The sequence below is a fragment of the Microcystis sp. M_QC_C_20170808_M3Col genome (assembly GCF_007095505.1).
Taxonomy (GTDB): Bacteria; Cyanobacteriota; Cyanobacteriia; order Cyanobacteriales; family Microcystaceae; genus Microcystis.
Window position 1 is genome coordinate 1 of sequence record NZ_SFBY01000069.1, and the last position, 14529, is coordinate 14529.

Annotated in this window: 14 protein-coding genes and 1 tRNA gene; 7 read left to right on the forward strand and 8 right to left on the reverse strand. The window is 43.5% G+C overall.

Annotated elements, in window-relative coordinates:
- Positions 1 to 295 precede the first annotated feature (295 nt).
- Positions 296 to 369: transfer RNA gene (locus tag EWV84_RS03515), tRNA-Asp, on the forward strand.
- A gap of 85 nt (positions 370 to 454) precedes the next feature.
- Here the strand turns inward: EWV84_RS03515 and EWV84_RS03520 are convergent.
- Positions 455 to 2989 (reverse strand): glycogen/starch/alpha-glucan phosphorylase, encoded by a 2535-nt coding sequence (locus EWV84_RS03520; protein WP_287076484.1) that lies wholly within the window; start codon positions 2987 to 2989, stop codon positions 455 to 457.
- 169 nt (positions 2990 to 3158) lie between these two features.
- On the opposite strand from EWV84_RS03520, the gene hpnA reads away from it, so the two are divergent.
- Positions 3159 to 4145 (forward strand): hopanoid-associated sugar epimerase, encoded by a 987-nt coding sequence (hpnA, locus tag EWV84_RS03525; RefSeq protein WP_286827394.1) that lies wholly within the window; start codon positions 3159 to 3161, stop codon positions 4143 to 4145.
- A 72-nt stretch (positions 4146 to 4217) separates the two neighbouring features.
- Here the strand turns inward: hpnA and crcB (EWV84_RS03530) are convergent, their stop codons facing one another.
- Both crcB (EWV84_RS03530) and crcB (EWV84_RS03535) read right to left on the reverse strand, forming a co-directional pair.
- On the reverse strand, positions 4218 to 4622 hold the full coding sequence (gene crcB, locus EWV84_RS03530) for a fluoride efflux transporter CrcB (protein ID WP_287076486.1): 405 nt from the start codon (positions 4620 to 4622) through the stop codon (positions 4218 to 4220).
- A 16-nt stretch (positions 4623 to 4638) separates the two neighbouring features.
- Positions 4639 to 5052, reverse strand: a complete 414-nt coding sequence (gene crcB, locus EWV84_RS03535) for a fluoride efflux transporter CrcB (RefSeq protein ID WP_287076488.1) — start codon at positions 5050 to 5052, stop codon at positions 4639 to 4641.
- 125 nt (positions 5053 to 5177) lie between these two features.
- Between crcB (EWV84_RS03535) and rsmA the strand changes: the two genes are divergently transcribed.
- Together rsmA and ispE are read left to right on the forward strand one after the other, a co-directional pair.
- Positions 5178 to 5984, forward strand: a complete 807-nt coding sequence (rsmA, locus tag EWV84_RS03540) for a 16S rRNA (adenine(1518)-N(6)/adenine(1519)-N(6))-dimethyltransferase RsmA (RefSeq protein ID WP_287076491.1) — start codon at positions 5178 to 5180, stop codon at positions 5982 to 5984.
- Between the two features lie 17 nt (positions 5985 to 6001).
- Positions 6002 to 6943 (forward strand): 4-(cytidine 5'-diphospho)-2-C-methyl-D-erythritol kinase, encoded by a 942-nt coding sequence (gene ispE / locus EWV84_RS03545; protein WP_286827390.1) that lies wholly within the window; start codon positions 6002 to 6004, stop codon positions 6941 to 6943.
- Positions 6944 to 6964: 21 nt separating this feature from the next.
- Here the strand turns inward: ispE and EWV84_RS03550 are convergent, their stop codons facing one another.
- From EWV84_RS03550 to EWV84_RS03560, 3 genes are read right to left on the reverse strand one after another with little or no spacing between them, the layout of a single operon-like run.
- Positions 6965 to 7777: an urease accessory protein UreD gene (locus EWV84_RS03550; protein WP_287076494.1), complete on the reverse strand. Its 813-nt coding sequence runs from the start codon at positions 7775 to 7777 to the stop codon at positions 6965 to 6967.
- Positions 7778 to 7780: 3 nt separating this feature from the next.
- Positions 7781 to 8305 (reverse strand): hypothetical protein, encoded by a 525-nt coding sequence (locus tag EWV84_RS03555; protein WP_286827388.1) that lies wholly within the window; start codon positions 8303 to 8305, stop codon positions 7781 to 7783.
- Complete coding sequence (locus EWV84_RS03560) at positions 8259 to 8432, reverse strand: hypothetical protein (protein ID WP_286827387.1); 174 nt, start codon at positions 8430 to 8432, stop codon at positions 8259 to 8261. The genes EWV84_RS03555 and EWV84_RS03560 overlap by 47 nt, the downstream gene beginning before the upstream one ends.
- Positions 8433 to 8562: 130 nt before the next feature.
- On the opposite strand from EWV84_RS03560, the gene EWV84_RS03565 reads away from it, so the two are divergent.
- From EWV84_RS03565 to gyrA, 3 genes are all read left to right on the forward strand, one after another.
- The gene (locus tag EWV84_RS03565) at positions 8563 to 9777 is read left to right on the forward strand and encodes an AAA family ATPase (protein ID WP_287076496.1); all 1215 of its coding nucleotides are present in this window, start codon (positions 8563 to 8565) and stop codon (positions 9775 to 9777) included.
- Positions 9770 to 10354: a DUF4276 family protein gene (locus EWV84_RS03570; protein ID WP_287076498.1), complete on the forward strand. Its 585-nt coding sequence runs from the start codon at positions 9770 to 9772 to the stop codon at positions 10352 to 10354. The genes EWV84_RS03565 and EWV84_RS03570 overlap by 8 nt, the downstream gene beginning before the upstream one ends.
- Before the next feature lie 205 nt (positions 10355 to 10559).
- Positions 10560 to 13112, forward strand: coding sequence for a DNA gyrase subunit A (gyrA, locus tag EWV84_RS03575; RefSeq protein ID WP_287076500.1), 2553 nt, complete (start codon positions 10560 to 10562; stop codon positions 13110 to 13112).
- A 166-nt stretch (positions 13113 to 13278) separates the two neighbouring features.
- On the opposite strand, the gene EWV84_RS03580 is transcribed toward gyrA, so the two are convergent.
- Together EWV84_RS03580 and EWV84_RS03585 are read right to left on the reverse strand one after the other, a co-directional pair.
- Positions 13279 to 13809 carry a ComEA family DNA-binding protein gene (locus EWV84_RS03580; protein WP_287076502.1) on the reverse strand — a complete coding sequence of 177 codons (531 nt, stop codon included), beginning with the start codon at positions 13807 to 13809 and terminating at the stop codon, positions 13279 to 13281.
- Positions 13806 to 14201, reverse strand: a complete 396-nt coding sequence (locus EWV84_RS03585) for an NINE protein (RefSeq protein ID WP_287076504.1) — start codon at positions 14199 to 14201, stop codon at positions 13806 to 13808. Before EWV84_RS03585 ends, EWV84_RS03580 begins: the two co-directional genes overlap by 4 nt.
- Positions 14202 to 14529 lie beyond the last annotated feature (328 nt).

Genomic DNA, 14529 nt, shown 5'->3' on the forward strand with positions numbered 1-14529 from the left:
TTCAAGGGTTCAACTCAATCGAGCCATTCACTACCGCCCACTCAGGGGATTCAAACCAATTTCATTTTCACATAAAGCCGTCCTAAAAGGACGGGGCTTTAACCCAAAATTTTGGTAAAGAGGGTCCGGTCCCTAATTGGGGATTTTTTGGCTTTAATTCAGTATTGATACCAATCCAACTTGAAAAACCCAGTTATGAATTGTTTCCCCACTTCCCTCTCCCTCAAAAAAATTTTCCCAGAGGTGCTTGACATAACCCTAATGATGAAGTTACAATCAGAATTGTCGCAAAAATGGGATTGTAGTTCAATTGGTTAGAGCACCGCCCTGTCACGGCGGAAGTTGCGGGTTCGAGCCCCGTCAATCCCGTAGAAATCTAGATTAGAGTCGCCCATGGCTGGTTATCCTGTGGGCAGTAGGATGAATAAACAGGATCCTACTGCCTAGATTGGTTCTAATTTACCGATAAACCGGCATTAGCTTGAATATAATCGGGTAATTCAATCTTTACCGGTTGTACCCGCCAGATTTCCTCGCAGTATTCCCGAATCGATCGATCGCTAGAGAATTTCCCCATGCGGGCCACATTAAGAATCGCTAAACGACTCCAATGTTCTTGATCTTGATAGGCGCGACCGACACTCTCCTGACAGTCGATATAGGACTGATAATCAGCCAGTAACATATAGGGATCATCGTAGATAAGATTATCCACAAGCGGACGGAATAAACTACTATCACCCCGGCTAAAAAATCCCGAACCAATGAGGTCTAATACTGCCCGCAATTCTTCGTTATGGTAATAGTATTCTTGGGGATTATAACCCTGGGCTTTCTTAGCATAAACCTCCTCGGTTGTCAAGCCAAAAAGAAAGAAATTTTCTGCCCCCACCTCTTCACGAATTTCGATATTTGCCCCATCGAGAGTGCCGATAGTTAAGGCCCCATTCATGGAGAATTTCATATTACCAGTTCCCGAAGCTTCTTTCCCGGCCGTGGAAATTTGTTCAGACAAGTCGGCAGCCGGATAAACCCGTTGACCGAAGGTGACATTATAATCGGGCAGAAAAACCACTTTTAAACGTCCTCCAATCGTCGGATCATTGTCGATCACTTCTGCCACAGAATTAATCAATTTAATGATTAATTTCGCCATAAAATAACCCGGGGCTGCCTTACCACCAAAAATAAAAGTACGGGGTGTAATATCTAGATTGGGATTATTTTTGAGGCGATGATAGAGAGTGACGATATGTAAAACGTTGAGATGTTGCCGTTTATATTCGTGAATGCGTTTTACCTGCACATCAAAGAGGGTACTAGGATCAACTTTAATGCCGACTTTTTTATCGATATAATTGGCTAAATCTGCCTTAATATCGTATTTAATTCGTCGCCAATAGTCCCGAAATACCCCATCATCGACATAGTTTTCTAAACCGCGTAAATCCTCCAGATGATTAATCCAATTTTCGCCGATTTTTTCTGTAATCGCAAAAGTCAAGCGGGGATTACTAGAAACTATCCAGCGCCGGGGAGTAACTCCATTAGTTTTGTTGCTAAATTTTTCGGGAAAGAGTTCATAGAAATCGCGCAGAACATCTTTTTTCAGTAATTCTGTATGGAGGGCTGCCACCCCATTAATTGCCTGGGAACCCACACAGGCAAGGTGAGCCATACGGACATATTTTTCGCCGCTTTCATCGATTATAGATAAACGGGACATTTTGCCATCATCATGGGGATAAATAATGCGAATTTTATCCAAGAAACGATAGTTAATTTCGTAGATAATTTCCATTAATCGGGGTAAAAGACGACCAAAAATACTCAAAGGCCATTTTTCTAAAGCTTCTGGCAAAAGAGTATGATTGGTATAGGCGAAGGTATTTTGAGTAATAAACCAAGCTTTATCCCAATCGAAATGATGCACGTCAATTAACAAGCGCATTAACTCGGCCACACCGACGGAAGGGTGAGTATCATTCAATTGTACCGACCATTTTTGATGAAAATTATCGAGACTGGGGTTCTCATATAAGTGAATACGAATCATATCCTGTAGGGAACAGGAAACAAAGAAATATTGCTGTTCTAAACGCAGTTCTTTGCCTTGAATTGGTTCATCGTTCGGATAGAGAACTTTACTGATATTTTCCGAGTGAACTTTATTATCCACCGCACCATAATAATCGCCGCGATTAAAGCGACCAAAATCAAAAGATTCACAAGCTTCTGATTTCCATAGACGCATGGTATTAGCGGTGTTAACTCGATAGCCGAGAATTGGGGTATCGTAGGGAATTCCTTTGACTACATAATCGGCAATCCAACGACTGCGATAATTACCATTTTCGTCGGTATAGGATTCGGTATAACCGCCAAATTTTACCTCTACTCCCGCTTCCGGTCGGGCAATTTCCCAGGGATTTCCATACTGTAACCACTTATCGGTTATTTCCACCTGCCAACCGTCGTGAATTCTTTGATCAAAGATACCAAATTCGTAGCGAATACCGTAACCAATAGCGGGAATTTCTAGGGTAGAAAGGGAATCTAAATAACAGGCCGCTAAACGACCTAAACCACCATTTCCTAACCCCGGTTCTTCTTCTTGGGCAATTAATTCTTCTAGTTTTAATCCCGATTCGCTGACAGCTTTCTCCACCTGTTCGTAGATACCGAGATTAATTAAATTATTAGCCAAATGGGGACCGACTAAAAATTCGGCCGAGAGATAACAAACGGTTCTGACATCTTTTTTGAGATAGGTTTGTTGGGTGGTTAACCAACGCTGCAATAAACGATCGCGGATTGTATAGGCTAGGGCCAGGTAAAGATCGTTTTTGCTGGCTAATTCTGGTAATTTACCTTGAATATAGAGTAAATTATCCCTTAAAGCCCGTCGGATAGTTTCTGTGTCTAATCCTGTTCTGTCGTCTTCGATGATAATCGGACAAACAAAAGTTGACTCTGGAGATGGATTCATAGGAGCATTTTTACTGAAGATTGACTGCTCTTAGTTTAAAATAATCTGTCCTCAAATTTTATCAAGAAAAGCTTAAATCTTGACTAAGATTAAGGTATAGCAATGAGCAGGTTAAGGTGATTAAATTTCCCTTAACGATAGGAAGCGAAAATAGGAGAAAGTTTGAGCAATGCGTGCTTTTGTGACGGGTGGAACGGGTTTTATCGGGGCGAATTTAGTGCGATTGCTTTTAGTTGAAGGCTACCAAGTCCGCGTCCTCGTCCGTCCCCACAGTAATCTCAGAAATTTGTGGGGTTTAGATGTGGAAATTGTCCGGGGTAATTTAAATGATGAGAACTTATTTAAATTAATGGTCGGATGCGAAGTTCTCTTTCATGTAGCGGCGCACTATTCTCTCTGGCAAAAGGATAGACATCAACTCTACCAAAACAATGTTTTAGGCACAAGAAATGTTCTAGAATCGGCGCATTTAGCGGGAATTGCCAGAATAGTTTATACCAGTTCCGTGGCCGCCATTGGAGTGGGTAAAAAGGGTGAAAGTGTCGATGAAACTTATCAAAGTCCCGCCCATCAATTAGTGGGTTATTATAAAAAATCGAAGTATTGGGCAGAACAGGAAGCATTCAAAGCAGTACAAAGAGGACAGGATATCGTTATAGTTAATCCTAGTACGCCCATAGGAGCATTTGATATCAAGCCTACACCCACCAGCGACATTATTCTCCGTTTTTTGCGGCGAAAAATGCCCGCTTATGTGAATACGGGATTAAATCTAATTGATGTGCGCGATGTGGCCTGGGGACATTTATTAGCTTTAGAAAAGGGCAGAACTGGCGAAAGATATATTTTAGGTCATCAAAACACTTCTTTAAAAACTTTGTTGACAGAATTAGCTGAAATTACCAGCATAAATGCCCCGAAAATTGTTTTACCTTTTTGGATTCCTTTACTAATAGCTTGGTTAGATGAAAAAGTTCTTCCTGTCCTCGGAAAATCGCCCTCTATACCCCTTGATGGCGTGAAAATGTCAAAACAGTCCATGTACTACGATTCCTCGAAGGCAGTGCAAGAACTAGGCTTACCCCAATCGCCGATTAGACAAGCTTTAGCCGATGCCATCGATTGGTTTCAAACCAATGGAGACATTACCTATTAAGACTGAGTAGGAAAGGAAAAAGATGCTCTCAATTGTGCTTAGATATTTATCTATTTTTGCGCCCTTAATAATTCATCTAGGAAAACCTGTTCTTGCTAAAATAACTCCAATTTTAAGCGCAATCATCCCCCCAAAAACACTGCCCAACCAGTAAATTAAACCGAAAGTCACGTTTCCCTGCTCTAAAAACTTGTTTACCTCCAAACTATAGGTGGAAAAAGTTGTATAGGAACCACAAAAACCCGTGGCAATCATCAATCCTAATTCTGGGGCAATTATGCGAATATTTTCCTTAACCATAGTAAAGATATAGGCAATAATTAAACAGCCAGAAACATTGACAAAAAATGTAGCTAAAAATACCCATTCTTGACTGAAGAGATATTGAATTAATTCGGCGATATAAAAACGACTCAAAGCCCCAAAAATAGCCCCAATCGCCACGAATAAACCATAACGTCCCCTGAAAAAATCCATGCTGTCTGTCCTGCCGTTAAATAGTCAATAAATTGGAGAATTCAACTGGAAAAACTTGGGCAATAGCTGCCCCGATTCTCACGGCAATTAATCCGAAAATTATACTAGAAACTGCAAAAAAAAGACTGAGAAAATTTTGCTGATTGCGCCAGAGGATCAGGATATCTAAACTATAGGTAGAAAAGGTGGTATAAGCCCCTAAAAATCCCGTTCTAACCATTAAATCTACTGCGTGGGAATAAAAGGTAAACTTGGGTAAAATAGCCACAAAAAAGCCGATAGCTAGACAGCCAGTTAAATTAATAATAAAGGTTCCATAGGGAAAGCGCAAGCCGAATTTTGCTTTTGTCCATTCGGTAATATGATAACGAGATAACGCTCCCGGAACCGCTCCTGCTACAATTGCGAAAACATCGTTCAAATCTGACATTGTATCTATTTTTTTTTGCTATCTTTGTCTAGGCTCTATCATAATTGATGCGGTTATCGATCGCATTGCCCATATTTTCAGGGGTGTTATTGTCGAGGACAACCCTCTGACTTTAAAATAGAGGTATGAAAATTCAACCGCGTAAACGTTTTGGACAACATTGGTTAAAAGATGAATCGATACTCGATCGCATCATCGGCGCTGCTAATTTACAATCAGAAGATCGGGTATTAGAAATCGGTCCGGGTACAGGCATTTTAACCCGTCGTCTTCTCGATGGCGCTCAATTGGTTGTCGCTGTAGAAATCGATCGAGATCTATGGACAATTTTAACTAAAAAATTTGGCCAACAAGATAACTTTCATCTCATCCCAGGGGACTTTCTTACCCTTAAACCCGAGCAACTGCCGCCAGTTAATAAGGTAGTGGCTAATATTCCCTATAATATCACCGGCCCGATCCTCGAAAAGCTCCTCGGTTCGATCGCCCATCCCTTCACCCCCCCTTACCAGAGTATTACCCTCTTAGTCCAGAAAGAAGTCGCCGAAAGATTAGTCGCTGTCCCCTCCACCAAAGCTTACAGCGCTCTCAGCGTCCGCATTCAATACCTTGCCGATTGTCAATGGATTTGTGATGTACCCCGGCGGGCCTTTTCGCCACCTCCCCAGGTGGATTCGGCGGTAATTCAGCTTTTACCCCATGTTTTACCCAATAATGTCAGTAATGCTGCCTTTTTGTCCACTTTAATTAGCTGGGGTTTTGCCAACCGACGCAAAATGTTACGCAATAATCTAAAAAATTGTCTAGATAGTGATCGATTAAGCCAAATCCTGACACAATTAGAGATTAATCCCCTCGCTCGCGCCGAAGATCTCAGTTTATCGCAATGGATTGACTTGGCGGAAAAATTAGGTCAATTGCCAAAATTTTAGATTTTTTTCCTTGACAAATGCACAGTTATACCCTTCTAGCCCCCGCTAAAATTAATTTATATCTAGAAATAGTTGGCGATCGCCCCGATGGTTTCCACGAGTTAGTGATGGTGATGCAAACGGTGGGATTATGCGATCGCATCACTCTCCGGCCTAACGGATTGCAGGAATTCCGTCTCTTTTGCCATCATCCCCTCGTCCCCCAAGATAGCAGTAATCTCGCCCATCGCGCCGCCACTTTGATGGCGAGGGAATTCCCCCGGCTCTTTGCCAATTACGGCGGCATTGATATCAGCATCGACAAATATATTCCCGTGGCTGCCGGTTTAGCGGGGGGTTCCACCAACGCGGCGGCGGTGTTAGTCGGTATCGATTTAATCTGGGAATTAGGTTTAACCCGTCCGGAATTAGAAACTTTAGCGGCAAGATTGGGATCCGATACTTCCTTTTGTGTGACAGGAGGAACGGTTATCTGTACGGGAAGGGGAGAAATTCTCGATCCTATCGCTCCTCTGACTGGATTATGGGTGATTTTAGCCAAATACGACCATTTATCCGTTTCTACACCCTGGGCCTACCAAAGCTATCGGCAAAAATTTCAGGATACCTATCTGTCTTCTCCAGAGGAATTTCATCACCGTCGTCAGCAGGTGAGTTCTGGGGCTTTGGTACAAGCGATCGCCCAGAAAAAACCGGCCGCTATCGGCAAATTTATCCATAATGACCTCGAAAAGGTGGTTTTACCCGAATTTCCCCTCGTAGCCGAGTTAAGACAGGTTCTAGACGATTTAGGCGGCTTGGGAACGATGATGTCAGGCTCTGGCCCGACGGTTTTTACTCTCTGTTCATCTCAGGAAGTGGCGGAAACCATCGTTAAAAAGGCCCGGGAAATTCTCGTCGCTCCCGATCTACAATTTTGGATAGCTCCGATCACCGATACAGGCATTCAAGTGACTTGAGAAAAGTGAAATTGACCGCCTTTACCAAGATAACCAAACTCGCGGAATAATTGCCTCTTGATCGCTCATTTCTCGCCTTAAAATTTGCCAAACCTGCTGAAACCATTGTCGCACTTCACCGCTAGAATTACCCCGATAACGACACAAAAGACCATCTCCTAAAGTGTTAGTAACTCCCATCTCTCCTTCTAGGGAAAAATCTCTCACTTTCGCAATCAAATTTCTGCCCACCGGTTGACCGATATAAACTAAAGTACCGATCATGGCACTATCATTTAAACCGGAAAATCCCTCGATCATTTTACCACCTAACAGGCAGGATCGATCGAGCCATAAAGGTTGTCCTGATCGCCAAATTTCCCAATTAGAATGCCATTCTCCCGCTAAAAATTTCTCTCCTCGCGCAGTGCGACCAAAACGGGTAATTTCCCATCCTAACCAACTGCTATTTTCCCCTAAATCCACTCGTAAATGTTGGCGAAATGCTGCACCATTAAAGATAATCGTTTCTTGAGGTAGCCATTCTAAACTGGCATTGTCATCAATTTTAATCTCGATTAATTGCTGGGACATCTGACCATTACTCTGGTAAACTTTTCCAGCAGAAGCAGTGGTAATCAGGGCATTAGTAGCGGCTTGAAGATGAATTTTTTGTTGAAGAACATCACCCCCAACTATTCCCCCAGCCGTGTGTAAAATCACCGTATGACAAAGGTTTTTTCCTTCGGGATAAAAAGGTCTTTGTACTTTTAAAGGTGCGGTAGCATAGACATGATTAATCTGGGTTGCGAGATTTTTTTGCGTGTAAATTAGTTCTAGGTTTCCCTGCCACATTATTTATTGATCCTCAGTCATGGTTTCTAGAAATTGCCGATAATTTTCAGGACTGAGATTAATTTTAACTTCTATTTGCTGTTCTTTATCCCTGATCAGTAAAATATATTCACTTTCTGCTTTTTTGCCGACCAGGAGAGGATTTTTTAGCTCGAATTTTTGATAAACTAGATGGGGTTTCGTCACCCGAATAACTAAACTAGGTTGGGATTGGGGATAAATGTCTAATTGCTCCCGTTCCCGATCTAAAATTAATTGTTTAGGTGTCATGCTTCTTTCGTCAGCAAAAGTAGATTTATGCCAATAGAGGGTAATTCCACGAATTTGAGGCATTTGGATGCTAAATTTTTCATCAAAACCTTGCCGCTCCCAATTAATATCTTCCAGAGAGCCAGGAGCGGGAATTAAACGCTGTTGCCAGAAGACTTCCTTAAGATTTAAATCTTGCCACCATTGGCTAATAATTTGGAAATTCTCCAGATTATTGGGGTTGGGATTGGCATTTTGCCAGAGGAGAGGAGTAACCATTTTTGGGTAATTTTTGCGCTGGGAAAATCAGGATAATAGCCTTCGCTAGAGTTAAGGGATCATTAAGCTCAATCATCATCGATTCTTGAGCTGCCGATCGGGCCATAATATTAACTCTTGATCGCATTTTTATTCTATCCTAAATTATCGAGGGAAAAACAGCTAAAAGTAGTCCTCATCGGCGATCGCCAGCCGCCAGCCCGGAAAACTGAGGGAAGATCAGATAGATTGGATATAATTAACTAATAAGGCTCTGTATGAACCAGCCTAGACTATTATCTTTTACCCTCGATGGTTGGGGTGTGCTAGGAGGTCCAGTTTCCCTATCCCTAGTTAACCAAGTTGGGGTATTAGTGGGTAGAAACGGTGCGGGGAAATCCGCTATCCTAGAAGGATTTGAAGCCATCTCATCCTGTGCTATCGGTAGATCGATCGGCTCTCGGATGATTGACAGTGATAGCATTCCCACAATTTTGCAGGTTGAAATTCTAACACCGACTAACCGGCGCTTAGGATACAGGTATGAGCTAATCATCCCCTTTTCTATGGACGATCTAGATACAGACATAGATGATACCACTAACGATAATTCCTTGGAAAGTTCCTTCACTTGGGATGATTCTTGTCAGTATATTGATGGAGATCAAGAACTTCTCTGGAAAAGCCAATTTGGACTAACAAGCTTCCCTAATAATGGTGAGCCAATATTTGCTATTCTTGGCAATACTACCTCGCTGCGACAGTCAAATATACCTGGAAATTCATCGCTAAATTTACCTCCAGAAATGCAGTGGGTTTATGCTATTTTAAAAGGGATTCGTCTTCTTGGCAAAGCTCCTATCCGTCGCACATCAAGACGACAGCCTTCTTTATTAAAGGTGGCAAGTAAGAAGATTTCTGCCAGTCGATTTGATCTAGCAGATACTCTAGCTCGGAGAATATTTCGTTGGGTAGGTACGGATGATTTTGATGAACTGGAAAATGTTTGTCAACGAATAGGACTTGCCAAGAAAATCACTGTGCAGAAGTTCGTTTTGAGTGAGCATTCTGGACAGACAGTCCAAGGTAAAGAAGAAGAGTACATCGCTTCAGTATTATTAGATGGAGTCAATATTGGATTACTCTCCGATGGCACCTTGCGAGTTTTATCAATTCTTATCGAAATAATTGCTCACTATCCTAATACAACAACCATAATTGAGGAGCCAGAAACACAAATACATCCCGCAATGTTAGCAAAATTATTAAATGAAATTAAATCCTATACTTGGGATGAAAATTTAATTATATCAACTCATTCACCACAAGTAGTAGCTTGGACAAAGCCAGAAAATATTAGCTTAGTTTATCGTAACCAAGGACGGACAAGTGTTAGGAAACTAGAAGAAGGAGAGATTGAAAAAGTTGTGGATTACCTCTGTGAAGAAGGAGATTTAGGAGACTGGATTTACAGTGGTATTCTCGATGAGTAGTAACTTGATCGCCATAATTGCCGAAGATGAGACGGACTGCGATGTGTTTCGTCAAATTATCCATCGCGTGCTGGGGACAAATACTAGGACAAAATCCTGGGCATCTAAATCTTGTAGTACATTAAAGAGAAAACTGTCAGCAAAACTTAAAGTGATGACAAGGGAAGGATGTGATGCTTTTATCATTGTTCATGATTTAGATCGTAATCCCAAGAATAACTCTCTTAACGATGAAAAACAATTGCGAGATCACTTAGAATTAAGCTGTTCTAATATTAATAGTATCAGGAAATATATCTGCATCCCAATAGAAGAATTAGAGGCTTGGTTTTGGTCTGATCCAGAGGTTGTTAAATATGTGGGACGAGGCAAGGGAAAAGCTCACCCAAACCCTCACCTAATTATCAAACCGAAAGAAGAATTGATCAAATTGTCAATCGGTGAAAATAGAAAACCCCGTTATAGTACCAACATGAATCTTGAACTAGCCGAAAAGCTAAATTTAGAACTTTGTGCCACTCGTTGTCCTTCTTTTAAAAATCTTCTCGACTTTCTGCAATCTCTGTCAAGAGGATAGCAAACCATTAACTCCTCCATCCCAGCCAAGAAACCTGCGAGCGCTACTGACTTGACACTGTTCTAAACCCCAAAAAAGGCAGATTTTATGGTAAAATAGTCGTACAAATGGGCATATTTTGCACATCAAAAGGGTAAAAGCCCGATTTTTAGCGAATTTACTCACAAAAACGCTTTTTTGCCTTGTTATTGGAGTTAACCCCCCTATGACCGCCGCCCAGGATCATATCGTCCCCACAGACTTAAGCAATGAAATGTCCCGTTCCTACCTAGAATACGCCATGAGCGTCATCGTTGGGCGCGCCTTGCCCGACGCTAGGGACGGACTGAAACCCGTACACCGGCGCATTCTTTATGCGATGTACGAACTAGGATTAACCCCCGATCGCCCCTTCCGGAAATGCGCTAGAGTCGTCGGGGAAGTATTAGGAAAATACCATCCCCACGGGGATACTGCCGTTTACGATGCTCTCGTCCGCATGGCCCAGGATTTCTCCATGCGCGATCCCCTGATTAACGGTCATGGTAACTTCGGCTCGATCGATAACGATCCCCCGGCAGCCATGCGTTATACCGAGTGTCGTCTGCACACCCTGGCCACCAACGCCCTACTACAGGATATCGAGTCAGAAACCGTCGATTTCGCCGATAACTTCGATGGTTCCCAACAGGAACCCGTGGTTTTGCCCTCTAGAGTCCCACAACTGCTAATTAATGGCTCATCGGGCATCGCCGTCGGTATGGCCACCAATATCCCCCCCCACAACCTGGCCGAGATCATCGATGGAACCGTTGCCCTCATCCATAACCCCGATCTCACCGATACGGAATTACAGCGTTATATCCCCGGTCCAGACTTTCCCACCGGAGGGCATATCCTTGGCAGAGACGGCATTCAGGAAGCTTACACCACTGGCCGCGGTTCCATTACCCTGCGGGGAGTCGCCACCTTTGAAACCATCGAACAAAGGGGAAGACCCGATCGAGATGCTATTATTATCACCGAACTGCCCTATCAGACCAATAAAGCGGCATTAATCGAAAAAATCGCCGATTTGGTCAATGATCGCAAAATAGACGGTATTTCCGATGTGCGGGACGAAAGCGATCGCGACGGCATCCGGGTGGTGATCGAACTGAAACGAGATGCCTATCCTCGCGTCGTCCTCAACAATCTTTATAAACAAACGCCCCTCCAGTCGAATTTTGGGGCGAATATGTTGGCATTAGTCGATAACGAACCGAGATTACTGACTTTAAGGGAGTTTCTCCGCGTTTTCCTCGATTTTCGGGTAGAAGTGATCACCCGTCGTACCCGTTATGAACTCCGCAAGGCCGAGGAAAGGGATCATATCCTTCAGGGTTTACTAATTGCCCTCGCTAGTCTCGATGCAATCATTGCCCTGATTCGCAGTGCTGCCGATACAGCTACCGCAAAAGAGGGATTAGTGCAGAATTTTGGTCTCTCAGAGGTGCAAGCAGACGCAATCCTACAAATGCAGCTGCGACGGTTAACCGCCCTAGAATCGGAGAAAATTCAGCAAGAACACGGGGAATTACTGGCAAAAATCAGCGATCTTCAGGATATTTTAGCCAGAAAAGAACGTATCGACACCATTATTGAGGAAGAACTGCAACAGATCAAAACGATTCACGCTACCCCGCGTCGCAGTCATATTGAACAAAGGGAAGGAGAAATCGCCGAAACTGACCTGATTGCCAACGAACAGGCCTTAATTCTCGTCACCGAACAGGGTTACATCAAAAGAATGCCCGTTAATACCTTTGAGTCCCAAAATCGGGCGACAAGGGGCAAAGCTGGCGCGAAAATGAAAGAAGACGACGGCATCGATCACTTTATCACCTGCCGCGATCACGATAGCGTCCTCTTTTTCACCGATCGCGGGGTTGTCTATAGTCTCAACGCCTATCATATCCCCACCGGTTCCCGTACCGCTCGCGGCGTTCCCATCGTGCAACTGTTAGAGATTCCCAAAGGGGAGAAAATTACCTCGGTGGTGGCAGTCAGCGAGTTCAGCGAGGATAATTACCTGATTATGCTCACACAAAAGGGATTTATCAAGAAAACCGCCCTCGCTGCCTTTAGTAATATTCGATCGAACGGTTTAATCGCCATTTCTCTCGAAGACGGTGATCAACTACGTTGGGTTCGCTTGGCCAAAGAGGAAGACAGCGTCATTATCGGTTCTCGTCAGGGGATGGCAATTCATTTTAAGGCCGATAGTCAACAATTGCGCTCCTTGGGAAGGGCAACTAAAGGCGTAAAATCGATGAAATTGCGCTCAGGTGACGAATTAATTAGTATGGACATCCTGCCTAGTCAAATTGTCGCCCAAATCGCTGAATCTAACCAAGAAGAAACCGAGGACGAAAGCGAAGAAATTAACCCCGAAGTGGCTAATAATGGCCCCTGGGTGTTAGCGATTACCATGGCAGGACTAGGAAAACGGGTTCCCGTTACCCTCCTCCGTCTGCAAAATCGGGCGGGATTAGGAGTCAGAGTGATTAAATTCCGCAAAAAGAACGATAAATTAGCGGCTCTGCACGTTGTTAACCCCAACGAGGAATTTATGATTATCACCGAACGGGGTATTATTATCCGTCAATCCGTCGATGCTATTACTCCCCAATCGCGATCGGCCGGAGGCATCCGGGTACAAAAACTCGATGAGGACGATGCGATCGCTGCGGTGGCCCTAGTTCCCCCTAGTGATGCGGAGGAATCTGAAGACATTTAGATTTGCCCGGAAGTGGGGTGTGGGAATTATGAATTATGAATTCTGAATTATGAATTGGGGAGGTGGGGAAATTGAACTAAAACCCCAAAACCCCAAAACCCCAAAACCCCAAAACCCCAACCCCCAACACCTAAAACCTTCCTGCTGCCTTCGTTAAAATTTGGGATTAAAACTGAAAAAAGTACATTAATTGGGAGATTTCCTGAGCTTCTAAGGATAAACGCCCTTTAAAATCCACAATATTCTTAAATAATCCCTGTTCTTCTCTGTTTTTAATAATGGCAGCTGCCAAATTATCGCTGACGAGGGGCAGGGTTTTTAACTGCTCGATCGAGGCGGTGTTAGGATTGATTTTAGGGGGTGCGAGGTGACTTTCTGGACTATAATAGGCGAATTTTAGAATCGGTTCCCAAACTTTCAATCTAGCCACAGGAACACTCAAAGCAGCCGCTAGATCTTCAAGAGAAAGCAATTCTACCCCCATAGCCAGCAATTCCACCAACATCCGCGCTTGATGGATGGATATCCCCGGCAATCGCAGCCAATCATCCACACCCGCTTGACTGACATTAATTTTAATGCCCAATTGCGCCGCCATAGCGATCTCATCGAGGGAACGAAAGCGATAATAGGGATCGTTGCTAATTTTGGCTTTTAAAGGGTTAAAAGTGCGTCCTAACCAGTTTTGCGGTGTCATAGTAATTGTCGCCGTTTTTCTTCAAATTCGTACTCAGAAATTAATCCTTCTTGCCGGAGGCGCTCTAATTCCCTTAAAGCTGCCCCGATCGCCTCTACTTGTTTAGGCTCTAAACTGGGGACAGTGGCAGCAGCGGTGGCAGTGGGAAAATAGTTAGCCAAAAATTGGTTATCTTGGATTAAATACCACACCGCATCGATCGCGCAAGCCACCCGGGGAATCGGAGTTTGCCAGAGGAGAAGATAGATAATTCCCCAGAGAGGTTGACCGAGATAGAATTTATGAATACCGGCGATAGGAAAGGGTAAAGCGAGAATACTACCGATAAAAGCCAGAAAAATCGCTAATTTACGGTTTTTGGGCTTACTTAATAATTTTTCCACCAGAAGCATGACACCTGTTCGAGATTGATTTTAGCCTGATCTGAACTTTCCATTGTGAACTACTCTCAAGATCGTTGAGAGCTTCCTATTTCACGGGGGAGGGTTCCTCAAGACGGACTTACGCCCAGATTTTGGTCTTATATCCCCTCTATAGGCAGTATCGCGCTTTTCCTAACGACAATATCCGTAAGCTTTCATCTCGAATATTTATTGCCGCATTTATCGAAAATTTGGGTTAAAACCCCGTCCTTTGAGGACGGCTTTAAGCTACAATGGAAAAAGCGATAACCAAGCTAAAAACTGAACCTTGACCACAGATAGTAGGGGGTTTCGTTCA